Genomic DNA, 21,943 nt, shown 5'->3' with positions numbered 1-21,943 from the left:
GCTTTGCCACACAGACTTCATGAGTGCCCAACCATCCAATCTGAAGGCCGCCCTGTGGATGGGCGGCTGGCTGACGCTGATGCTGACCATGACCGTGGCCGGCCGCGAAGCGGCGCGCGAGCTGGATGTCTTCCAGGTCATGCTGCTGCGCTCGTTAATCGGCATCGTCATGCTTGCCCCGATGATCTGGATGGCCGGCGGAATGTCTTCAGTGCGTACGCAGAAGCTGCCGCAGCATGTCGGGCGCAACATCGTCCACTACGCGGGGCAATATGCCTGGCTCTATGCGCTGACATTGATCCCGATCGCGCAATTGATCTCGATCGAGTTCACCATGCCAATCTGGACGGCCATCCTGGCGGTGCATTTTCTCGGCGAGAAGATGGGATCACGCAAGATCGCCTCCGTCGTCCTCGGGCTCGTCGGCGTCTTCGTCATCGTGCGGCCGGGCGCGAGCCAGATCGATCCTGGGCAATTGATCGCGCTCGGCGCCGCGCTCGCCTTTGCCGTCTCCGTCATCATGGTGAAGTCGCTGACGCGTCACGACAGCGTGCTCACCATCATCTTCTGGATGCTGGTGATACAGTCGGTCCTCGGGCTCATACCCGCCGCGCTCGTCTGGCAGGCGCCGTCGACGCAGGACTGGCCGTGGGTCATCCTCGTCGCCTTTTGCGGCACCTTCTCCCACTACTGTATGGCGCGGGCGATGGTGCATGCCGACGCAACAGTGGTGGTGCCGATGGATTTCCTGCGCGTGCCGCTGGCGGCCGTCGTCGGGTGGCTCGTCTATCAGGAGGCCATCGACGTCTACACCGCCGTCGGCGCGGCGACGATCCTGTGCGGCAACCTGTTCAACCTCGGCCAGGCCGGAACGGCACGCATCCGCAAAGCGTAGACGGCAGTCGGGCCGGAAAGCCTCGACTTGCCGGCCGGCGGCACGCGCCTTTTGCTTGTCAACAGGCGCCCACGCCGTATATGACCCATCAGTTGCCGGTCCTCGAAAAATGGCGGTGGATAAACCGCAGGCCGGCATGGGGAAGGCAAGAGTTTCAGGCACGGCAGTCATGGCGGCTATGATCGACGTCCAGGACGTCACCAAACGTTTCGGCAATGTGCTTGCCGTCGACCATTGTTCGCTCAAGGTCGAAAAGGGCACCATCACCGGCCTCATCGGACCGAACGGCGCCGGCAAGACGACGCTGTTCAACATGGTCGCGGGCACCTTCCCGCCGAGCTCGGGACGCATCCTCCTGGAAGGCGAGGATGTCACCGGGCTGAAGGCGCACGAACTGTTCAACCGCGGCCTGCTGCGCACCTTCCAGATTGCCCAGGAATTCTCCCACATGACGGCGCTTGAGAACCTGATGATGGTGCCGCCGCATCAGCTCGGCGAAAACATCTTCAATGCCTGCTTCCGTCGCCACATGGTCATGGATCAGGAGAACGAAACGCGCCGCAAGGCCGAAGACGTCATGGCACTCGTCCGGCTCACCCATGTGAAGAACGAGAAGGCGGGCAATTTGTCCGGCGGCCAGAAGAAACTGCTGGAGCTCGGCCGCGTGATGATGGCCAATCCGCGCGTCGTGCTGCTCGACGAGATCGCGGCCGGCGTCAACCGCACCCTGCTCAACGACCTGGCAGCCGTGGTGCAGCGGCTCAACCAGGAGGAAGGCCTGACCTTCTTCGTCATCGAGCATGACATGGACCTGATCGCCAGGCTTTGCGATCCGGTCATCGTGATGGCGGCCGGCAGCGTCATGATCGAAGGGCCGATGTCGGAAATCCGCGAGAACCCGGAGGTCATCGAGGCCTATTTCGGCGGCACGACCGCAGCGGCCGAGTAGCGCCGATGCCGCTTCTGGAAATGTCCGACATCCATGCCGGCTACGGCGGGGCGAATATTCTCAACGGCGTCAGCATCGCCATCGAGGCCGACGAGATCGGCGTCATCGTCGGCCCCAACGGCGCCGGAAAATCGACCAGCCTGAAGGCACTGTTCGGCCTCCTGAAGGTCAGCGAAGGCGCGATCGTCTTCGACGGCGAGACGATCACCAACGCGGTGCCGGAAACGCTGGTGCGCAAGGGGCTTTCCTTCGTGCCGCAGGAATACAACGTCTTCCCGACCCTGTCGGTGGAGGAAAACCTGGAAATGGGCGCCTATGTGCGGCGCGACAGTTTCCGCCACCTGATCGACATGGTCTACGGCTTCTTCCCGCCGCTGAAGGAAAAGCGCCGCCAGCCGGCCGGCGAACTGTCGGGCGGCCAGCGCCAGATGGTGGCGATCGGACGCGCACTGATGAGCGAGCCGAAGCTGCTCCTGCTCGACGAGCCGACGGCCGGACTGTCGCCGCGCTATATGGGCGAGATCTTCGAGCGCATCCTGGCGGTCAACGCATCGGGTGTCGGCATCCTGATGGTCGAGCAGAATGCGCGCCAGGCGCTCGGCTTCGCGCATCGCGGCTTCGTCCTGGCGAACGGCCAGAACCGTTTCACCGGCACCGGGGCGGAGCTTCTGGCCGACCCGGAGGTCGCAAAGAGCTTTCTTGGCGGAGGAGACTGACGATGCCCGAGGCCGGTCTTCTTTCGGTGCTGCCGATCAACGAATTCGTCTTCTTCATCAACAAGGTCGTGATCGGCGGCCTCATCATCGGCTCCGTCTACGCGCTGGGCGCCATCGGGGTCACGCTGATCCTCGGGATCCTGCGTTTCGCGCATTTCCCGCATGGCGACATGATGACGGCAGGCGCCTTCTTCGCGCTGGTCTGCGCCAGCCTGGCGCCGCATGTCGGCGATCCGTTCGGCCTGCCCTCGGCTTTCGTGCTGATGCCGGTCGCCATGGCCGCCACCGCCGCCATGGCTGTCTGGCTCGACAAGGCGTTCTACGCGCCGCTGCGCCGGGCCAATGTCAAGCCGGTGGTGATGGTCATGTCGTCGGTCGGCGTCATGCTCATGCTGCAAGGGCTGATTCGGCTGTTCGCCGGCACCGGTACGCGCCAGCTCGATCCCGGGCCGAAGGACATCTACCGCATTCCGGCGGGCGGCCGCGACTTGATCGTCACCCAGCCGCAACTGCTGTTGTTCATCTTCACGGCGGTCGCCGTCGTCGCGCTGCATTTCTTCCTCACCCGTTCGCGCATGGGCAAGGCGATGCGCGCCGTCGCCGACAATGCCGAACTGGCCCGCGTCTCCGGCATCAGCATCGACCATGTGGTGCGCACGACCTGGATCATCGCAGGCGCCCTGGCGGCCGCCGGCGGCACGCTGCTGGCGCTCGACGTCACCTTCAAGGCCGACCTCAGCTTCAACATCATCCTGCCGGTCTTTGCCGCCGCGATCGTCGGCGGCGTCGGCCATCCCTACGGCGCGGTCGTCGGCGGCATGCTGGTCGGCTTCACCGAGACGCTGGCCGTGTTCAACTGGTCGGTGCTTCTGCGCCCCTTGCAGCCATATCTGCCCGAATTTGTCGAAATACCGTCGAAAATCGCCTTCGTGCCGACCGAGTACAAGATCGTGATTCCCTTCTTCATTCTCATCGCCGTCCTGATCTGGCGGCCGACAGGCATCTTCAAGGGGAGGACCAACTGATGGCAGTGCCGCCCCTCGCCCACCGGGAAATCCCGCTCTTCGCCGGACTGGCGGTTGTCATCGCGCTGGTCTTCGCCTGGCTCGGTGCTGCCTATGGCGTGCGCATGCTGGTCGAGGCGAGCTGCTACGCCATCATCGCGCTCGGCCTGACGATCCAGTGGGGCTATGCGGGGCTGTTCAATGTCGGCGTGATGGGCTTCATCGCACTCGCCGCCTTCGTCACCGTGCTCGTCTCGTTCCCCGTCAACGCCGCGTTCTGGAACGGCGACGGCCCGGCGCTGCTCGGCTGGACGGCGCTCTACCTCGTCATCGGCGTCGCCATCACCTACGGCCTGAGCCGCAGCCACCGGCTCGGCCTGCCGAAATCGCTGCGCACCGCGCTGACGCTGATTGCCGGCGCGGTGACCTATCTCGCCGTGCAGGGTACGCTCGACCCGGCGGCGAGCGTGATCGAAAGCGAGGCCGGCTTCATCGGCGGCTTCGGCCTGCCGGTCTGGTTCGGATGGCTTGTCGGCGGCGTCGCCGCCGGCGGTCTGGGCTGGGTGATGGGACGCATTACCCTTGGTCTGCGCGCCGATTACATGGCCATCGCCACGCTCGGCATCTCCGAGATCGTCAAGGCCTTCCTGAAAAACGCCGACTGGCTGACACGCGGCACGCTCACCGTCTCGCCCCTGCCCTGGCCCGTGCCCACGCCGCAAGAACTCGGCTTCGTGTTCTCGCGCTCGGCCTATCTGTGCGTCACCGCGGCGATGATCGTGGTGATCTACGTGCTTTTGCAGCGCGCCTGGGCCTCGCCCTGGGGCCGCATGATGCGGGCGATCCGCGACAACGAACTGTCGGCCGCCGCCATGGGCAAGGACATCAACCGCCGACGGCTGGAAATGTTCGTCATCGGCAATGTGATCATCGGCATCGGCGGCGCGGCGCTCATCACCTTCACCAGCATCTTCGATCCCTCCGCCTTCGCCCCACTCAACCACACATTCCTCATCTGGGTGATGGTCATCCTGGGCGGCGCCGGCAACAATCTGGGCGCCATCTTCGGCGCCTTCCTGGTCTATGTCATCTGGATCATGTCGGAGCCAGTGGCGCTTTTTCTGTTCCAGCAGGCCGAGATCTGGGGCGACGAACTGTTCGGCTGGCAGGCGCCGGGCGACCTGCACACCCGCGCGCTGCAGATGCGTGTATTCATCATCGGACTGACGATCACGCTGGTGCTACGCTACGCGCCGCAAGGGCTGATCCCGGAAAAGGTGATGAAGCACGATTGAGCATCAATGCTTCAATTCCGGAGCACTACCACCGGATGTACCTGTTACCGAACCGCAACATCCAGGAGAAATACTCGAGACGGCATTTCAAGTATACTTTTATCAGCTAATATGCGTTCTTTGGGGGGCTCCTTTGGAGGGAGCTCAATGCGCAAATCCGCATCTTCGTCACCGGTTGTCTGCCTCCGGTCGGCACTGAGGATTTCGACCGCACTGACCCTCGGAGGTTCGATAGCGATCACGCTATCATCCCAGACGGCCGAAGCGCAAACGGTGGGCCCTGGTGCGGTTACACCTCCGGTTAACGTCGCGTCGGGCACAACCACGATGCTCGACGGAACCACCGTCACAGCCACTGGTACCACCAACGCCACGAATGTCATCGGTGGGATGCTCATTGTGCAGCCGACGGTCAATATCAGTACCGTCAGCGGCCACGCATTTCTGACCAACGGAACGTCCGCCAGAATCCTCATCGACGGCGCATCGGTAACCACCAGCGGCGTAGGCACGGGACTCGCGGCAATCGGTGGAACAATCGATGTCACGGACGTCGCCCTAACCGCGACAGGCAATAATTCCACAGGATATGGTGCGATCGCTCAGGACAGCGGCACTATCACTCTCGGCAACGGAACGACAATCACGCGGGGCACGGCCGGCCGCTTCGGAAATACCATCGGAATCGGCGCCTCTGGTACGGACAGCAGCGTGATGGCCGGCGCAGTGGTGCCTGTGACGATGAACGGTCGCGGCGCAATGGGCCTCTATCTGCATGACGGCGGGCAGGTCTCGCTCGTTCGCGAAACCACCATACAGTTGAACGGCACGACGAGTGTCGGCATCTCGATTGACAACACCGAGGTTCCATCCGGCTCTCTCGATGGCCTGACCGTCAATCTTGCCGGAACAGGGACCGGCGCTTCGAGCACCGGTCTCGTCGCGATGAACGGCGGCGATATCACCATCAGCGACTTGACCGTAGAAGGGTCGAATGCTGGCGCGGGCGTGTGGGCACACGCCGACAGCAGCATAACGCTCCAAGGCAACAGCGTAATCAAAATCAATGCAACCACAAATCCTCAATTTTTCACGCTTAATACCGACTACCTGATTACGGCCAATGGCAGCATCCGTGGAATCTTCGGGGCGACGGCCGCCACCCCCGGTGCCGGTCTCATGGCCCGTTCCGGCTCGATCACCAGCATCGGCACCAGCGTGACGGTAGACTCTTCTGGCCAGTTTGCCGGCGCCTTCACAAATGACGGTGCGATCAAGATGACGAACAATACGATCGTCACCAAGGGCGCGCTGACGCATGGCATCTTCGTCAACACCGGCAGTGTCACGGCGCACAACTCGAGCATCACCACACAAGACGGGCCGTCCGCGCTGCGGATCAATTTCGGAACAGGCCTGATTGACATGACCAATACTACGGTCGAGGCGACCGGGCCTGGCACACTCGGCTTGATTACTCTCAACGGCACCGACTCCGGGGAAAATACAGTGCGTCTGTCGGGCGGTAGCCTAACAAGTGCCCAGAGTGCCGCCGTCATTGCACGCGGGCCTCTGAACATGACCGTGACCGACGGTGCGGTCGTAACGGGCGGTGGCGGCTTGCTTCTGGGGGCACTGGATCAAGGCAGCTTCTACCCACAGCAGACAATCGTGAACCTGGATGCTTCTGGCGGCAGCGTGCTGACCGGCAGTGCCGGCGCGGAACCTGACAGCATCGCCAACATCAGCCTTTTGAGCGGCGCGCAATGGACCGGAGCAGCCTTCGACGTCACCAATGTCGACATCGGCGGGGGCAGTCTATGGACGGTGACGGACAGCTCGGTCGTCACCGGGAAAGTCAACAACGCCGGCACCATCAATTTCACCGCACCGGCAGACGACCCCGCCGAACTCGCCAGCTACAAGACCTTGGCGACGCCCGACTACACCGGTGCCGGCGGCACGCTGGGGCTCAACACATTCCTTGCCGACGACGCCTCGCCGTCGGACCGGCTGGTGATCGACGGCGGCGCCGCAACGGGCTCGACCGGACTGGCAATCACCGATGCCGGCGGCGGCGGCGCGCTGACCAGCGGCGACGGAATCCTGGTGGTCGACACCGTCAACGGCGGCACAACCGACGCAGACGCCTTCACCCTTGCCGGCCCGGTCGTCGCGGGGCCGTATGAATACAACCTCTTTCGCGGCGGCCTCGACGCCACAACGCCGCAAAACTGGTATCTGCGTTCCGAAGAGGGAATTGTCGATCCCTGCCCCGATCCGGATGGTGACGGTGACGGCAATGGCGGAGAGAACGGCGGCGGAGGGAACGGTGGCAACGGCGGCGACGGTGGCAACGGCGGCGGCGGCGGCGGAGGGAACGGTGGCAATGGCAGCGGAGGAAACGGCGGTCAGGCCGACCCATTCCGCCCCGAAGTCGCGCTCTACGCCAGCAATCCGCAGCTTGCCTTGCGCTATGGCTCGACGCTGCTGGATACGCTCCACCAGCGCAGGGGCGACGACAGGGCGGCAGGTCTCGGGAGCCAGGCCGCGGGCAGCCAGGCATGGGCACGCACCGTCGCCCGGCATGGTTGGCAGAGTTGCGCGGCCAATCTCGACAAGCGCCTGGATTACGATTTGCTGGCGTTTCAGGGCGGTCTCGACCTCTATCATTCCGATGACGCCGACGGCGCCAGCGACGTGGCCGGCATCTATGGCGTGATCGGCTGGGGATGGGGCGACAGCGAATTGTTCGACGAGAAGGTTGGCTCCAACACGCTCGACGCCTACACGATCGGCGGCTACTGGACGCATTACGGCAAGGAAGGCTGGTATCTCGACGCGCTTGTGCAAGGCACCTGGTACGACCTTGAGGCCGATTCCGTCCGTCCGTTCTCGCTGGCGACGGACGGCGTCGGATTTGGCGCCTCGCTCGAGGCCGGCTATCCATTCCCGCTCGACGACGGCTGGATCATCGAGCCGCAGGCCCAACTGACCTATCAGACGATCTCGATCGACGATGCCAGCGACGGAACGGCCACGGTCAGCTACTCGGATATCGACAGCCTGCGCGGTCGCCTGGGGGTGCGGTTGGCCAGGGCTTGGGAACTCGATCCGGAAGACCCCGAGCCCCGCCTGATTACGGCGTGGTTCCGCCCGAGCCTTGCCTATCAGTTCCTGGAAAAGCCGGTCACGACGTTCTCGTCGGCTGCCGGCCCCGTGCCGTTCGACGCCGATTTCTCCGGTGCGTCAGTCATCCTGAACGCCGGCTTCGACGCCGATATTCGTGACAATGTCGCGCTTTACGCCAATGCGGATTACGAGATCGCCTTCGATCAGATGGGCGAATCGATCGGCGCGGAGATCGGGCTGAAGATCCGCTGGTGACACATGAGGCAGGGCGCGATCGGCGATCGCGCCCTGCCAGATTGGAATGCCGGCCCGCAGCGTCAGTTGACCTGCTGGACTTCCTTGAATCCGGAACCTTCGACCATCATCTCGATGATGACGCCCGGCACGTCGCCGTTGTCGTCGAACTCGTGGGTGCCGGAAGCGCCTTCGTAGTTGATGTCGGTGCCTTCCTCCAGGAGCTTCTTGGCCTTCTCCCACTCGCCGGGATAGACCACCTCGCCGGGCTCGGACGCGACCGCGCGCAGCGCCTCGTTCAGCCCGTCGCGGGTGGCGCTGCCCTTTTGCTGGATGGCCAGCGCAAGCAGAAACGCCGCATCATAGCCCTGCGAGGCAAAGGTTGCCGACGGGTTGAAGCCCGCCGCCTCGGCCGCCTCGGTGTATGCGGCTGTGCCCGGCGTCTCGGCGCTGCCAATCTTGGTGGCGATCATGCCGTCGAGCCGCCCTTCTCCGACGGCCGTGACCAGCGTACTGCCGACCATACCGTCGCCGCCGGCGAAGTCGGCAAAGTCGCCGGACTCCAGGGCCTGCCGGATGATCGTCTGGCCCGATCCGTCGACATAGGCGAGAACGACCAGCGATTCGGCGCCGGCCGAGGCCAGCGAACCGATCTCGGCCCGGTAGTCGGCCTTGCCGTCCTCATGCGCCTCCTTGGCCACGACCGTGCCGCCCTCGGCCTGGAAGGCCGCTTCGAGCGCGTCGGCAAAGCCCTTGCCATAGTCGTTGTTGACATAGGTGATGGCGATATTGTCCTTGCCCTTGCCTTTGAGGATCCTGGCCAGGACCTCGCCCTGATAGGCATCCGACGGAGTGGTGCGGAAGACGAGATCGTTGTCGTCCAGATCCGTCACCGCCGGCGAGGTCGAGGCCGGAGAGACCAGGACGACGCCGCCCGGAATTGCGGCGCTGTTGGCTGCTGCGATCGTCGCGCCGGAACACAGCGCGCCGACGATGCCGACCACCTTTTCCGCATTGACCATGCGATCGGCGGCGTTGGACGCAGCCGTGGCGTCGATGCAGGTCGTATCGGCCTGGACGAGGACGAGATTGTCGCCGTCCAGAAGTCCGCCCTGTTCGTTGATCTGGTCGACAGCCATCTTCGTCGCCTCGAAGATCGGCGGCGTCAGGCTCTCGATCGGTCCCGTGAACCCGCCCAGAAAGCTGAGCTTGACATCGGCGGCGCTGGCCGCGCCGGCCGCGACCATCGCCAGCCCTGCAACCGAGGCGGCGATGGACCTGCGATAGGTTGTACGCATGAATTCAATCTCCCTGATGTCCGATGATTGGTTTCTCCTCCCGTGCGCCGGACATGCGCCGGGAACCCTGTCGCCGATATTGGTTTTACCGCAAGGCTTTGTAAAGACAGGCCACGGCCCTGAAGGATGAGGGGAGAATGCGGTGCCGGCTATCGCGGCCGAGCCTTCCTCTCCCCGCCGGTGTGTTCGGACCGGAGAGATTGTGGGCGGGTGTTCGAAGACAGGGTGGATGGTTTCGACGGCACAGCAAAAAGGTGTCCGAGCGGACGAGAGACTTGACGAACGTAATAACATTACATAGTGGTCAGCCGCGCTGCCGCGGCAGCATTTCGGTCAACCGCCACAAGGAGTCCCCCATGCGCCGGATTTTCACCCTCACAGCCCTTGCCGCAGCGCTGTCCTGCTCGACCTCGATATCGGCCATGGCGGCGGACAAGCTGCAGGTCGTCGCCAGCTTTTCCATCATTGCCGATCTGGCAAGGAATGTCGGGGGCGAGCGCATCGACCTGACCACGCTCGTCGGCCCCGACGGCGACGCCCATGTCTACGAGCCCAGGCCCCAGGATGCCGCGGTTACTGCGCAAGCCGATATCGTGCTGGTCAACGGTCTCCAGTTCGAAGGGTTCCTCCAGCGCCTGGTCGAGGCAAGCGGCACCAAGGCAAAGATCGTCGAACTGTCCAAGGGCGTTGAAACGCTGAAGCTTGAAGAACACGGGGAGCATGAAGGCGAGACGCACGACCATGCCCACGAAGAGTCCGACCATCACGACGAACACCGTGCAGACGAAGCCGGCCACGATCACGACGAGGCGCATGAGGACCATCACCATCACGGCGAATACGACCCGCATGCCTGGCAGTCGGTCGAAAATGCCGAGATCTATGTGAGAAACATCACCGAAGCGCTCTGCGCGGCGGACGATGCCGGCTGCAACGCCTACAAGGCCAATGCCGATGCCTACCTGGCCAGGCTGGAGACATTGGACGCCGATATCCGCGCGGCGGTCGAGGCGATCCCCGAGGCGCGGCGGACGATCATCACCTCGCACGACGCGTTCGGCTATTTCGAACATGCATACGGCATCCGGTTCCTGGCGCCCGAAGGCGTGTCGACCGAATCCGAGGCGTCGGCAGCCGACGTCGCGGCGCTCATCCGGCAAGTGCGCGAGGATCAGGCCTCGGCGATCTTCGTCGAGAACGTCACCAATCCACGCCTGATCGAGCAGATCGCCGGCGAGACAGGGCTCGAACTCGGAGGCAGTCTCTATTCCGACGCGCTTTCGGATACGAACGGCCCGGCTGCGACCTATATCGAAATGATGAAGCACAACATCACGACCATCGCCGGCGCGATCTCGGGAAGCTGACCGCCACGCCGATCGAAGGGCGTAACCCATGCGCCTTTCGATCGGCTTCACAACGGTATGGCGGTTTCCTGCTTGATGTTCTTCAGCACAAGATTGGTGCGCACATTGGCGATGCCCGGAAGGCGGAACAGGAAGCCTTCGAGGAAGGCGTTGTAGTCGGCCAGATCCGCGCAAACCACCCTGAGATGATAGTCGGCCTCGCCCGTGGTGGCGAAGCAGTCGAGCACCTCCGGACGCCGGCCGACCTCGGCGATGAAGGTCTCGACATGGCTGTGATCGTGCCGCGTCAGCGTCACATGCACCATCGCGTGAAACGCCATGCCGGCCTCTGCAGCGTCCACCAGCGCCACATAGCGCCGGACAACGCCCGCCTCCTCCAGCGCCCTGACGCGGCGCCAGCAGGCCGAGGCGGACATGCCGGCCTTGCCCGCCAGGTCCTGGTTGGAGATACGGCAGTCGTCCTGCAACGCGCGGAGGATCGTTCTGTCCTGGTCTTGCAAAATTTCCGTCCTTCCCTGTTCGGCTGGTCAAATGTCCCGAGAATGCATTCTACGCTGAACAACATTTTCAAAGAATAGCCCATCGGCTCCCATTCTGGGCAAAATTGCCGGCCGGGATCGGTTACAATGACCCAAGCCATTGGGAGGTTACCGTGACGGCTCATCGTCCCATTCGCGATCTCGCCCGCTACACGCTCGAGGACCGCTACACGCAGACGCGCGGCCGCGTCTTCCTGACCGGCACGCAGGCGCTGGTCAGGGTGGCGCTCGACCAGGCGCGGCGCGACCGTACCGCTGGCCTGAACACGGCCGGCTTCGTCTCCGGCTATCGCGGCTCGCCGCTCGGCGGTGTCGATCTGGAACTGTGGCGGGTTCAAAAGCTGATTGCCGAAAATCGCATCGCGTTCCTGCCGGCGGTCAACGAGGATCTGGCGGCAACGGCCGTGCTCGGCACGCAGCAGGTGGAAACCAATCCCGACAAGACCGCCGATGGCATGTTTGCCATGTGGTACGGCAAGGGGCCCGGCGTCGACCGATCCGGCGACGCGCTCAAGCACGGCAATGCCTATGGCTCCTCGCCGCATGGCGGCGTGCTGGTCGTGGCCGGCGACGACCATGGCTGCGTGTCCTCCTCCATGCCGCACCAGTCCGACGCCGCCTTCATCGCTTGGTTCATGCCGACCCTGAACCCGGCCAATGTCGGCGAATATCTCGAATTCGGCGAATGGGGCTACGCGCTTTCGCGCTTTTCCGGCATGTGGGTCGGTTTCAAGGCGATCTCGGAGACCGTGGAGTCGGCCGCCTCGGTCGAACTTGCCCCCGACCGCAGCTTCGCCGCCCCCGACTACACGCCGCCGCCCGGCGGACTGCACTATCGCTGGCCCGACCTGCCCGGCCCGCAGATCGAGGAGCGCATGGAGGCCAAGAAGCAGGCCGTCTACGCCTTCGCCGAGGCCAACCCGATCGACCGCCACGTCTACGACGTGAAACATGCCCGCTTCGGCATCGTGACGACGGGCAAGGGCCATCTCGACCTGATGGAGGCACTGCGGCTTCTCAGTATCGGCGAGGCGGAATGCCGCGAACTCGGCATCGACATCTACAAGATCGGCATGGTGTGGCCGCTGGCCCGCCGCGACGCGCTGGAATTCGTGCGCGACAAAGAAGAAGTCCTCGTCATCGAGGAAAAGCGCGGCATCATCGAAAGCCAGTTCAAGGAGTATTTTTACGACTGGCTGGGCCACAAGCCGCGCGTGATGGTCGGCAAGCGCGACGAAAAGGGCGAGCGGCTGGTGCCGTGGACGGGCGAATTGTCGCCGCGCCAACTCGTGTCCATCGTCGCCGGGCGTCTCGAAGGGCTCTTTCCGGGCCACGGCTTTGCCGCAAAGGCGGCGGCGATCGCAAGCCAGCCGGCCATCTCGATCTCGGTCGAGGGCGCAACCCGCACACCCTATTTCTGCTCCGGCTGTCCGCACAACACGTCCACCAAGGTGCCGGATGGCTCCAGGGCGCTGGCCGGTATCGGCTGCCATTTCATGGCAAGCTGGATGGACCGCGAAACCACATCGCTCATCCAGATGGGCGGCGAAGGGGTCAATTGGGCCGCCTCATCGCTGTTTACGGGCAAGAACCACATCTTCCAGAATCTCGGCGAAGGCACCTGGTATCACTCCGGTTCCATGGCGATCCGCCAGGCCGTCGCGGCCAGGGCCAACATCACCTACAAGATCCTCTACAACGACGCCGTCGCCATGACCGGCGGTCAGCCGGTCGACGGGCCGGTGAGCGTCCAGGCGATCGCCCATTCGGCGCGCGCCGAGGGCGTGGAGCGGATCGCTTTCGTCTCCGACCGGCCGGAGAAATTCCGCGTCGGCGACTTTCCCGCCGGAACCACGATCCACGGGCGGCGCGAGATGGACGCCGTGCAGCGCCAACTGCGCGAGATTCCGGGCGTCACCGTCCTGATCTACGAACAGACCTGCGCCAGCGAGAAACGGAAGCGGCGCAAGCGCGGCACGATGGAGGACCCGAAGAAATTCGCCGTCATCAACGAGCTCGTCTGCGAAGGCTGCGGCGATTGCTCGGTGGAATCCAACTGCCTTTCCGTCGAGCCGGTCGAGACCGAATTCGGCACCAAAAGACGCATCAACCAATCCTCCTGCAACAAGGATTTTTCATGCGTCAACGGATTCTGCCCGAGTTTCGTGACGGTTGAGGGCGCAACCCGGAAAAAGAAGACCGGCGCCGCGGTCGATTTCACGGCGCTTTCCGCCGATCTGCCCGACCCGCAACTGCCCGGGACCGCCGAACCCTACGACCTGTTGATCACCGGCGTCGGTGGCACCGGCGTCATCACCGTCGGCGCATTGGTGACGATGGCGGCACATCTGGAGGCCAAGGGCGCCTCGGTGCTCGACTTCACCGGCTTTGCCCAAAAGTTCGGGCCGGTGCTGTCCTATGTCCGCATCGCGAACACGCCCGAGGCCATCAACCAGGTACGCATCGATCAGGGTGCCGCGGACGCGCTCATCGGCTGCGACATCGTCGTTTCCACCTCGCCCAAGGCCTCGGCGGCCTACCGGCCGGGCATGCGGGCGGCGGTCAATCTGGCCGAGATGCCGACCGGCGATATCGTGCGCAAGCGCGATGCGAGCCTTGCCGTCGATAAACGGCTGGCGGCGCTCGACGGTTCGGTCGGCGAACTGGCGAGTGTCGACGCCAACCGGCTGGCCAACACGCTGATGGGCGATGCCGTCTATGCCAATGTCACCATGCTGGGCTTTGCCTGGCAGCAGGGGCTGGTGCCGGTCTCATTGGAAGCGCTCGCCCAGGCGATCGAGCTCAACGGGGTGGCGGTGGAGGCCAATCACCGCGCCTTCCTCATCGGCCGCATCGCCGCCGCCTTTCCCGACCGGCTGAAGGACATGTTGGAGCCCTCGACCCCTGTGGCTGCAACACTGGACGAAGAGATCGCGCGGCGCGAAGCCTTCCTCACCGACTACCAGGACGCCGCCTATGCCGCGCGCTACAGCAAAGCCGTCGACAAGGTGCGAGCGGCGGAAGCGGGCCTCGGCACGGCACGGCTGACGCAAGCGGTCGCCCGCTCGCTCTTCAAACTGATGGCCTACAAGGACGAATACGAGGTCGCCCGCCTGCACATGCAGACCGGGTTCGAAGATCGGCTGAAGGCGGGGTTCGAAGGCGATTTCCGCATCGTCCACCACCTTGCCCCGCCCTTCCTGCCCTCAAGCAAGGATGCGCGCGGCCGTCCGGTCAAACGGGCATTCGGCCCCTGGGTCCGCCTGCCCTTGCGCCTGCTTGCACGCATGAGGCGGTTGCGCGGTACGCCTCTCGACCCGTTCGGCTATTGCGCCGACCGCCGGCTGGAACGCGAACTGATCGGCTGGTACGAGCACAAGATCGATCGCGCGCTTGCCGAGCTTTCCGCGGAGACCATCGACCGCCTGGCCGACGCCATGGCGTTGCCGATGCAGGTCCGCGGTTACGGATCGGTCAAGGAGGAGGCCGCAAGGGCCGCGAAAGCGGAAATGGAGACGCTGCTGCCGGGGTGATCGGCGCTCCATTCCGGTCGGCGCCTGGACCGTTTCAGGGGAAAACATCTGCAGTTTACCTACAAAATATTGACATTTTGTCATCGTGTGCGACGATCCGCGGAATCCGCCGAGTTTAGGGGAACCGCATGGCATGCAGCACGGCGAGCGCGAAAGGGCCGAATGCACCGCCCGTCGCCGTGATCGGCGCCGGCATTGTCGGCGTTTCGACGGCGATCTGGCTGCAGCGCGAGGGACACGACGTCATCCTGATCGACCGCGCCGCGCCCGGCGAGGCAACGAGCTATGGCAATGGCGGCGTGCTCGCCTCGTCTTCCGTCGTGCCCGTCACCGTACCCGGCCTGATGCGCAAGGCGCCGGGCATGCTCTTCGACCCCGGCCAGCCGCTGTTTGTGAAGTGGTCCTACATGCCGAAGCTGATGCCGTGGCTGCGCCGCTATCTCAGCCACTGCAATGCCGAAGACGCGCGGCGCATCGCCGTCGCCCTCCTTCCCATTATCGGGGACAGCCTTGCCGATCACCAGTTGCTGGCATCGGGCACGGCCGCCGAAAAATGGCTGAAGCGCTCGGATTATGTCTTCGTCTATCCCAAGCGCGCGCATTTCGATCGCGATGCGTTCGGCTGGGGCGTGCGCAAATTTCTCGGGTTCAAATGGGACGAACTGGAAGGCGACGCCCTTCGCGCCTATGATCCTTGCCTTGCATCCAGTGCAGACTTCGCAGTCCGGCTGGCCAATCATGGATTCATCACCGATCCGGGGCGCTATGTGAAGGACCTCGCGGCGCATTTCGAGACCCAGGGCGGCCGGCTGCTCAAGGCCGAAATTACCGATTTCGCGCAGGAAGACGGGCGTATTACAGGGCTGCGCGCCGATGGCGAGACGATTGCCTGTTCGGCGGCTGTCGTGGCGACCGGCGTCTGGTCCAGGGCGCTGTGCCGCAAGCTTGGCCTCGACGTGCCGCTCGAAAGCGAACGCGGCTATCACATCGAGCTGTGGGAGCCGAGTGTCACGCCGCGCGCACCGACCATGGTCGCCGCCGGCAAGTTCGTCATGACGCCGATGGAGGGCCGGCTCCGGCTGGCCGGCATCGTCGAATTCGGCGGGCTCGACGCACCGGCTTCGCGCGCGCCCTTCGCGCTGCTGACGAAACAGGCCAAGGCCGCCCTGCCCGGCCTGTCATGGAAGAAAAAGACGGAATGGATGGGACACCGCCCGGCGCCGTCCGATTCCATCCCCGTCATCGGCGAAGTGCCGGGCATCAGGGGTGCCTATCTCGGCTTCGGCCATCATCACGTCGGCCTGACGGGCGGTCCGCGCACCGGGCGCATCCTGGCTCAGATTGTTTCGGGGAGAAAACCGAACCTGGACCTTGCACCCTATTCGCCTTCGCGGTTCCAATAGGCGAGGAAAACGACCGGAACACTGAAAACAATTCATCGCAAAAATGGGAGACTGAGACGATGAGACGACTGACGACACTTCTGGCCACCGCCGCTATGGCAACAGTTGCGGCGGGTGCGGCCCATGCCCAGAAATGGGACATGCCCATGGCCTATCCGGCGACCAACTTCCACTCCGAGAACGGCGCCACCTTCGCCAAATGCGTGACCGACGGGTCCGGCGGCGCGCTCGAAATCGTCACCCATCCCGGCGGCGCGCTGTTTGCCGGCAACGACATCAAGCGCGCCGTCCAGACCGGCCAGGCGCCGATCGGCGAGCGGCTCCTGTCGGCCCACGCCAACGAGAATCCGCTGTTCGGCGTCGATTCCATCCCCTTCCTCGCCACCTCCTACGAGGATTCGGCAAAGCTGTGGGACGCGGCTCAGGACAAGGTCAAGGACGTGCTCGACAGCCAGAACCTCGTCTACGTCTATTCCGTTCCCTGGCCGCCGCAGGGGCTCTACGTGAAGAAGGACGTCAATTCGGTGGCCGATTTGGAAGGCGTAAAGTTCCGCGCCTACAATGCGGCAACCGCCCGCATCGCCGAACTTGCCGGCATGGTGCCGGTTCAGATCGAGGCAGCCGAACTCAGCCAGGCGCTCGCCACCGGGGTCGCCGACAGCTTCATCTCGTCGGGATCGACCGGTGTGGATTCCAAGGTCTGGGAAAGCCTGACCCATTTCTACAACGTGCAGGCCTGGCTGCCGCGCAATGCCGTCTTCGCCAACAAGGACGCCTTCGATGCGCTCGACGAAGACACGCAGAAGCTGGTGATGGAGTGCGGCGCCAAGGCGGCGGCCGATGGAACGGCGAAATCGGAGGAATTGACGGCGGGCTATTTGAAGACGCTGGCCGAGAACGGCATGACCGTGGCGCCTCCCGGTGATGAGTTGAAGGAAGAACTGGCCGGCTTCGGTGAGACGATGACCGGGGAATGGATCGAGGCCGCCGGCGAGAACGGCAAGGCGATCATCGACGCCTACAAGGCTCAATAAACGCCGACTGCCGCGGGCCCGGCCTGTCCGGGCCCGACGGTTCACCGCCTTACAGAACGGGGAACCTCATGACCTCACCCATCCGGCGGGCGCTCGACGCGCTCTACGCCGCTGCAGGCGTTGCGGCGGCGGCCTGCCTCGTCCTCATCCTTGTCGTCATCGTGCTGCAGATGGCGGCGCGCTGGGCCGGCGTCACCTTTCCCGGCTCGGCCGAATATGCCGGCTATCTGATGGCATCGGCGTCGTTCCTGGCATTTTCCAGCGCGCTCAACGCCGGATCGCATATCAGGGTCGGGCTTTTCCTTACCGCCCTGGGGGAAAAGCGCTTCTGGGGCGAATTGTGGTGTTTGCTGATCGCTTCGGCCGCCTCGACCTATCTGGCCTGGTACGCGATCAGGGCGGTCTACTGGTCCTACAAGCTGGGTGACGTCAGCCAGGGCCAGGACGCCACGGCGATCTGGATCCCGCAAGTGCCGATGGCCGCGGGCGCGGTGCTCCTGGCGGTCTGCTTCCTCGACAACCTCGTGACGCTGCTTGTGACGCGCAACGACAATATCAGGCCCGGCACCTTCGACCAGCCGGGCGCGGAGTAGAAGCGGTGGAACAGTTCTACGCCGTCGGTATCTTCCTTTTCGTCCTCTTTCTGCTGCTTGGCACCGGCGTTTGGGTGGGGCTCGCCCTGCTCGGCGTCGCCTGGGTGGGCATGGAGCTCTTCACGATCCGCCCGGCCGGCGACGCCATGATGACCATCATCTGGCGCACGGCCTCTTCATGGACGCTGACCGCGCTGCCGCTGTTCATCTGGATGGGCGAAATCCTCTTTCGCACGCGGCTATCGGAAGACATGTTCCGCGGCCTGTCGCCCTGGATGGCCAGGCTTCCCGGCGGGCTCTTGCACACCAATATCGTCGGTTGCACGGTGTTCGCCGCCGTGTCGGGATCATCGGCGGCAACGCTGACGACGGTCGGCAAGATGTCGGTACCGGAACTGCGCAAGCGCAACTATCCCGAAAAGATGGTGATCGGCACCCTGGCCGGTGCGGCAACGCTGGGGCTGATGATCCCGCCCTCGCTGACGCTGATCGTCTATGGCGTCACCATCAACGAATCGATCACCAAGCTGTTCATCGCCGGCATTGTTCCCGGGCTGGTGCTCGCCACCATGTTCATGCTCTATGTGGCGGCAGTGTCGAAATTTTCCGCCGACTACCGGCCCGATGCCGAAACCGGCACATCCTTCGTCGAACGGCTGAAGAATTCGCGTTTTCTCCTGCCGGTCCTGGCCTTGATCGCCGTCGTCATCGGCTCGATGTATCTGGGCTATGCGACGGCCACGGAGGCCGCGGCCATCGGCGTCATCGGAGCGCTGCTGCTGGCCTTCGCGCAAGGCTCGCTGAGCTGGCAAAGCTTCAGTGAAAGTCTCATCGGCGCCACGCGCACCTCGGCCATGATCGCCCTGATCCTGGCGGGTGCCGCCTTCCTGTCGCTGTCGATGGGCTTCACCGGCCTGCCGCGCGGCCTCGCCGAATGGATCGGCTCGCTGGAACTGTCGCGCTTCGAGCTGCTGATGATGCTGCTCGTCTTCTACATCATCATCGGCTGCTTCCTCGACGGCATCTCCGCCGTCGTGCTGACCATCGCGGTGGTGGAGCCAATGGTGCGTCAGGCCGGGATCGACATCATCTGGTTCGGCATCTTCGTCGTCGTGGTCGTCGAGATGGCACAGATCACGCCCCCGATAGGCTTCAACCTGTTCGTCCTGCAGGGCATGACCGGCCACGAGATGAACTACGTCGCGCGCGCCGCCCTGCCGATGTTCCTGATCATGGTGGCAATGGTCTTCGTGCTCATCGCCTTCCCGGAACTGGCGACATGGCTGCCGCAGAACATGCGTCCCGCGGCGGGCGGGTGATGGAGGCGGTCTTCACCCTGCTGGCGCTGGCGGCGAAACATGGCCGGCTGGTGCTCGTGGCAGGGCTTGCCGCCGGCATCGCCTTTCCCGGCGCGGCGCTGGCGATGAAGGAGTGGATCGCCGAACTCGTGGCCGGCCTGCTGTTCGTCGCCGCGCTGCGTGTCGGGCCGCGCCAGGCGCTTGGCGCACTGGCGGACCTGCGAACGTCAGCCGGGTTCCTGATCGTCTACCAGATCGCCTTTCCGATTGCGGCGATCCTCACATTCGCACTCGCCGGATGGACCGGTGCGCTCGCCACGGGTCTGGTGCTTATGCTGGCCGCGCCGCCGATCTCCGGCAGCCCCAATCTGACGCTTCTGACCGGCAACGATCCGGCGCCGGCGCTACGGCAGATGGTGCTGGCGACCGCGCTCCTGCCGCTCACGGTCATTCCGGTCCTGTGGCTGGCGCCGTCGCTCGGCGACGCGGCAGCGGTGCTCGGCGCCTCCGCCAGGCTGCTCACCATCATCCTGGCGGCCACGGGTGCCGCCTTTTTAATCCGCGGCTTCGTGCTGCGCTCCCCGTCGCGCCGTACCTATGCGGCCATCGACGGACTGTCGGCCATCATGATGGCAATCGTCGTCGTCGGCCTGATGTCGGCCGTCGGTCCGGCGCTGGTCGGCGACCCAACACGCTTTGCCACAGCGCTGTTCACCGCCTTCGCCGCCAATTTCGGCCTGCAGATCGCCCTGGTCGTGATCCTGCGGCAAAGCCGCTGGCGCCGGCTCGCGGCACCGATGGGGATCGTCGCGGCCAACCGCAACATTGCGCTGTTTCTGACCGCCCTGCCCGCTGCCGTCACCGACCCGCTTCTTCTGTTCATCGGCTGCTATCAGATCCCGATGTATCTGACGCCGGTGCTGCTTGACCGGCTCTACCGGCCCGGTCCACCACGGGATGCGCTGCCGTAAGGTTCGAGCTACTTGCTCTTCCACATGCGCCCGGCTTTCTTGAATTCGCGCCAGGCCGCGATGAGTTCGGCTTCCGTGTCGAGAAGATCGCGGGCCTGCCAGCCGATGACGGCTCCGCACGGCCCGGCAAGCTTCGGCGATGCGTCCCCTGCCTGCAGTTCGGTCAAAAGGCCTTCGGTGGTCGCCATGTCGTTGTATTTTCCGAGCAGATCCTGGAAGCGCCGGAGAAATTTGGCGTAGGCGGCCACCTTCCTGCTTTTGCCGAAAAGCGGCAGGAAGAAGTCGGCCGCGTAGCGCAATTTCTTCATCGCCAGGCGCACCCTGTGGCGCTCGTCAACGCTCAACCGGCCGAATTGACGGCCCCGCTTGATCACCTTCCGATGCAAGCCGGCAAGTACCTTTTCGGCATAGAGCCGGGCCGGTGCGGAAAGCTGCGCCAGGCCATCGGCGTCGACGCTCGAGCGCCAGCCGCGTTGCTCGATCCACAGCGCCATCTCGAGCTGAAAACGGCCCGAGCGCGGATCGTCGAAGGCCGCGCGGTCGGTTTCATAGCCTTTTCTGCGCTTCGCCTCCGCTGCGGCGCGCAATTCGGCAAAGCCCTTCACCGCCGCGCATTTGTCCTCGATCGGCGGCAGGGTCTCGCTCAAGAAGACGTCCCAATTGCGCGCATCGTTCATGGCCGAGGCAAGGCACTTTGCCTGGTCGCGAAAACGTTCGCTCGCCTGTGCGCCGGTGGTGTCGGCAAGGATCTTGAGCATCGAGCGCAGGCGCCTGAGCGCAATGCGCGCCTGATGCACACCCTCGGGATGGCTGCCGTCGACTGCGGCGGCCTTGTTGTCGAGCAGATGCTGAAGCGCAGAGCGCAAGATGGCCGCGATCACCTCGTCCAGACTTGTCGCGGCATCGAAACGCAGCTTCGGTGCCTTGGAGAAACCAGGCGGCACGCCGCGCGCCAGATCGATGCCGCGCGCCGCCTTGCTGCGCGGGCTCGGATCGAGGCGGGCGGAATCGCTGAGCGCCAGGGCCAGTTCGTACAGGGCCGAGGCGTCGCCCTTCATCAGTTCCAGCTCGATCTCGTTGATCGGCTCGCTGCGCTCGCCCGCGACGACGGAGCCCTCGTCGGCTGCGAGCTCGATGGTCGCATAGGGCAGGTCGAGCAGGCGCGTGCGCCGGCGCACGCTGGTCGTATACTGCGCCACGAGTTCGGCATCGCCCAACGCGGCTGGAAAGTCGTCGGGCAACTGGCCCATGAGACGCGAAATGTCGGGCTGCAGGCCGTCGACCGGCACCTCCCATTCGCCACGCGCCAGCGTGCCGGGCGCCAGCGTCCCGCTCGTCTTCACCGTCATCACATACCGCCCGCCATTGCGCCGCACCCGCAGCGTGTAGCCGGCCTTTTGAAGTGCCTGATCGGACGTGTCGTAATAGGCCGCCTCCAGGCGCCGCACGACGCCCTTGTTGCGCGCGCAGGCCTCCACCGCAGGTGCGCAAGCCAGGGAACGCACGCTTCCGGCATCGGTCACGAGTTTCAGTTCCAGTTCGCGCGCCGCCGGCCCGGCGGTTTCTGCCGACGGCGTCAAGGACGCCTCGCCGTTCAGGGAGCCGGTCATGTCAGATGCCACGTATCCTGCTCTCCCGCGCAATCGTTCCCGACAGGCCCGCAGATCACCTGAAGGCCGCAT

Annotated in this window: 16 protein-coding genes; 13 read left to right on the top strand and 3 right to left on the bottom strand. The window is 64.4% G+C overall.

Features of this window, described 5'->3' with window-relative positions:
- Nucleotides 1-19: 19 nt before the first annotated feature.
- The 6 genes from GM909_RS03445 to GM909_RS03420 all read left to right on the top strand — a co-directional run bounded on the left by GM909_RS03445 (nt 20) and on the right by GM909_RS03420 (nt 8,246).
- Nucleotides 20-895, top strand: coding sequence for a DMT family transporter (locus GM909_RS03445; protein WP_157014797.1), 876 nt, complete (start codon nt 20-22; stop codon nt 893-895).
- A 178-nt stretch (nt 896-1,073) separates the two neighbouring features.
- On the top strand, nt 1,074-1,844 hold the full coding sequence (locus tag GM909_RS03440) for an ABC transporter ATP-binding protein (RefSeq protein WP_235911633.1): 771 nt from the start codon (nt 1,074-1,076) through the stop codon (nt 1,842-1,844).
- Between the two features lie 5 nt (nt 1,845-1,849).
- Nucleotides 1,850-2,560: an ABC transporter ATP-binding protein gene (locus GM909_RS03435; RefSeq protein WP_157014796.1), complete on the top strand. Its 711-nt coding sequence runs from the start codon at nt 1,850-1,852 to the stop codon at nt 2,558-2,560.
- Nucleotides 2,561-2,562: 2 nt separating this feature from the next.
- A complete protein-coding gene (locus GM909_RS03430) occupies nt 2,563-3,585 on the top strand; it encodes a branched-chain amino acid ABC transporter permease (RefSeq protein ID WP_198174111.1) in 1,023 nt (340 codons plus the stop codon).
- Nucleotides 3,585-4,859: a branched-chain amino acid ABC transporter permease gene (locus tag GM909_RS03425; RefSeq protein ID WP_157014795.1), complete on the top strand. Its 1,275-nt coding sequence runs from the start codon at nt 3,585-3,587 to the stop codon at nt 4,857-4,859. The genes GM909_RS03430 and GM909_RS03425 overlap by 1 nt, the downstream gene beginning before the upstream one ends.
- A 327-nt stretch (nt 4,860-5,186) precedes the next feature.
- On the top strand, nt 5,187-8,246 hold the full coding sequence (locus tag GM909_RS03420; protein ID WP_198174110.1) for an autotransporter family protein: 3,060 nt from the start codon (nt 5,187-5,189) through the stop codon (nt 8,244-8,246).
- Nucleotides 8,247-8,308: 62 nt separating this feature from the next.
- Here GM909_RS03420 and GM909_RS03415 read toward each other — a convergent pair whose 3' ends face one another.
- Nucleotides 8,309-9,523 (bottom strand): ABC transporter substrate-binding protein, encoded by a 1,215-nt coding sequence (locus GM909_RS03415; protein ID WP_157014793.1) that lies wholly within the window; start codon nt 9,521-9,523, stop codon nt 8,309-8,311.
- A 356-nt stretch (nt 9,524-9,879) separates the two neighbouring features.
- Here GM909_RS03415 and aztC point away from each other — a divergent pair, with 356 nt between their 5' ends.
- Nucleotides 9,880-10,890: a zinc ABC transporter substrate-binding protein AztC gene (gene aztC, locus GM909_RS03410; protein WP_157014792.1), complete on the top strand. Its 1,011-nt coding sequence runs from the start codon at nt 9,880-9,882 to the stop codon at nt 10,888-10,890.
- Nucleotides 10,891-10,937: 47 nt separating this feature from the next.
- Here aztC and GM909_RS03405 read toward each other — a convergent pair whose 3' ends face one another.
- Nucleotides 10,938-11,393 (bottom strand): Lrp/AsnC family transcriptional regulator, encoded by a 456-nt coding sequence (locus GM909_RS03405; RefSeq protein ID WP_157014791.1) that lies wholly within the window; start codon nt 11,391-11,393, stop codon nt 10,938-10,940.
- A 149-nt stretch (nt 11,394-11,542) separates the two neighbouring features.
- Between GM909_RS03405 and GM909_RS03400 the strand changes: the two genes are divergently transcribed.
- The 6 genes from GM909_RS03400 to GM909_RS03375 all read left to right on the top strand — a co-directional run bounded on the left by GM909_RS03400 (nt 11,543) and on the right by GM909_RS03375 (nt 20,261).
- The gene (locus GM909_RS03400) at nt 11,543-14,962 is read left to right on the top strand and encodes an indolepyruvate ferredoxin oxidoreductase family protein (RefSeq protein ID WP_407941241.1); all 3,420 of its coding nucleotides are present in this window, start codon (nt 11,543-11,545) and stop codon (nt 14,960-14,962) included.
- A 128-nt stretch (nt 14,963-15,090) separates the two neighbouring features.
- A complete protein-coding gene (locus GM909_RS03395) occupies nt 15,091-16,365 on the top strand; it encodes an NAD(P)/FAD-dependent oxidoreductase (RefSeq protein ID WP_157014790.1) in 1,275 nt (424 codons plus the stop codon).
- A 59-nt stretch (nt 16,366-16,424) separates the two neighbouring features.
- Nucleotides 16,425-17,399 (top strand): TRAP transporter substrate-binding protein, encoded by a 975-nt coding sequence (locus GM909_RS03390; RefSeq protein ID WP_157014789.1) that lies wholly within the window; start codon nt 16,425-16,427, stop codon nt 17,397-17,399.
- 68 nt (nt 17,400-17,467) lie between these two features.
- Nucleotides 17,468-17,992, top strand: a complete 525-nt coding sequence (locus GM909_RS03385) for a TRAP transporter small permease (RefSeq protein WP_157014788.1) — start codon at nt 17,468-17,470, stop codon at nt 17,990-17,992.
- A gap of 5 nt (nt 17,993-17,997) precedes the next feature.
- Nucleotides 17,998-19,311: a TRAP transporter large permease gene (locus tag GM909_RS03380; RefSeq protein ID WP_157014787.1), complete on the top strand. Its 1,314-nt coding sequence runs from the start codon at nt 17,998-18,000 to the stop codon at nt 19,309-19,311.
- A complete protein-coding gene (locus GM909_RS03375; protein ID WP_235911614.1) occupies nt 19,272-20,261 on the top strand; it encodes a hypothetical protein in 990 nt (329 codons plus the stop codon). The genes GM909_RS03380 and GM909_RS03375 overlap by 40 nt, the downstream gene beginning before the upstream one ends.
- A gap of 8 nt (nt 20,262-20,269) precedes the next feature.
- On the opposite strand, the gene GM909_RS03370 is transcribed toward GM909_RS03375, so the two are convergent.
- Complete coding sequence (locus GM909_RS03370; RefSeq protein ID WP_198174109.1) at nt 20,270-21,883, bottom strand: CYTH and CHAD domain-containing protein; 1,614 nt, start codon at nt 21,881-21,883, stop codon at nt 20,270-20,272.
- Between the last annotated feature and the right edge of the window lie 60 nt (nt 21,884-21,943).

It is taken from the genome of Mesorhizobium xinjiangense (genome assembly GCF_009749525.1).
Taxonomy (GTDB): domain Bacteria; phylum Pseudomonadota; class Alphaproteobacteria; order Rhizobiales; family Rhizobiaceae; genus Mangrovimarina; species Mangrovimarina xinjiangensis.
This window is presented reverse-complemented; position numbering and strand designations above follow the sequence as displayed.

Excerpts from the sequence above, each read along its gene's own strand:
- GM909_RS03445 (WP_157014797.1), top strand. The coding sequence starts at position 20 with ATGAGTGCCCAACCATCCAATCTGAAGGCCGCCCTGTGGATGGGCGGC.
- GM909_RS03440 (WP_235911633.1), top strand. The coding sequence starts at position 1,074 with ATGATCGACGTCCAGGACGTCACCAAACGTTTCGGCAATGTGCTTGCC.
- GM909_RS03435 (WP_157014796.1), top strand. The coding sequence starts at position 1,850 with ATGCCGCTTCTGGAAATGTCCGACATCCATGCCGGCTACGGCGGGGCG.
- GM909_RS03430 (WP_198174111.1), top strand. The coding sequence starts at position 2,563 with ATGCCCGAGGCCGGTCTTCTTTCGGTGCTGCCGATCAACGAATTCGTC.
- GM909_RS03425 (WP_157014795.1), top strand. The coding sequence starts at position 3,585 with ATGGCAGTGCCGCCCCTCGCCCACCGGGAAATCCCGCTCTTCGCCGGA.
- GM909_RS03420 (WP_198174110.1), top strand. The coding sequence starts at position 5,187 with ATGCTCGACGGAACCACCGTCACAGCCACTGGTACCACCAACGCCACG.
- GM909_RS03415 (WP_157014793.1), bottom strand. The coding sequence starts at position 9,523 with ATGCGTACAACCTATCGCAGGTCCATCGCCGCCTCGGTTGCAGGGCTG.
- aztC (WP_157014792.1), top strand. The coding sequence starts at position 9,880 with ATGCGCCGGATTTTCACCCTCACAGCCCTTGCCGCAGCGCTGTCCTGC.
- GM909_RS03395 (WP_157014790.1), top strand. The coding sequence starts at position 15,091 with ATGGCATGCAGCACGGCGAGCGCGAAAGGGCCGAATGCACCGCCCGTC.
- GM909_RS03390 (WP_157014789.1), top strand. The coding sequence starts at position 16,425 with ATGAGACGACTGACGACACTTCTGGCCACCGCCGCTATGGCAACAGTT.
- GM909_RS03385 (WP_157014788.1), top strand. The coding sequence starts at position 17,468 with ATGACCTCACCCATCCGGCGGGCGCTCGACGCGCTCTACGCCGCTGCA.
- GM909_RS03375 (WP_235911614.1), top strand. The coding sequence starts at position 19,272 with ATGGCTGCCGCAGAACATGCGTCCCGCGGCGGGCGGGTGATGGAGGCG.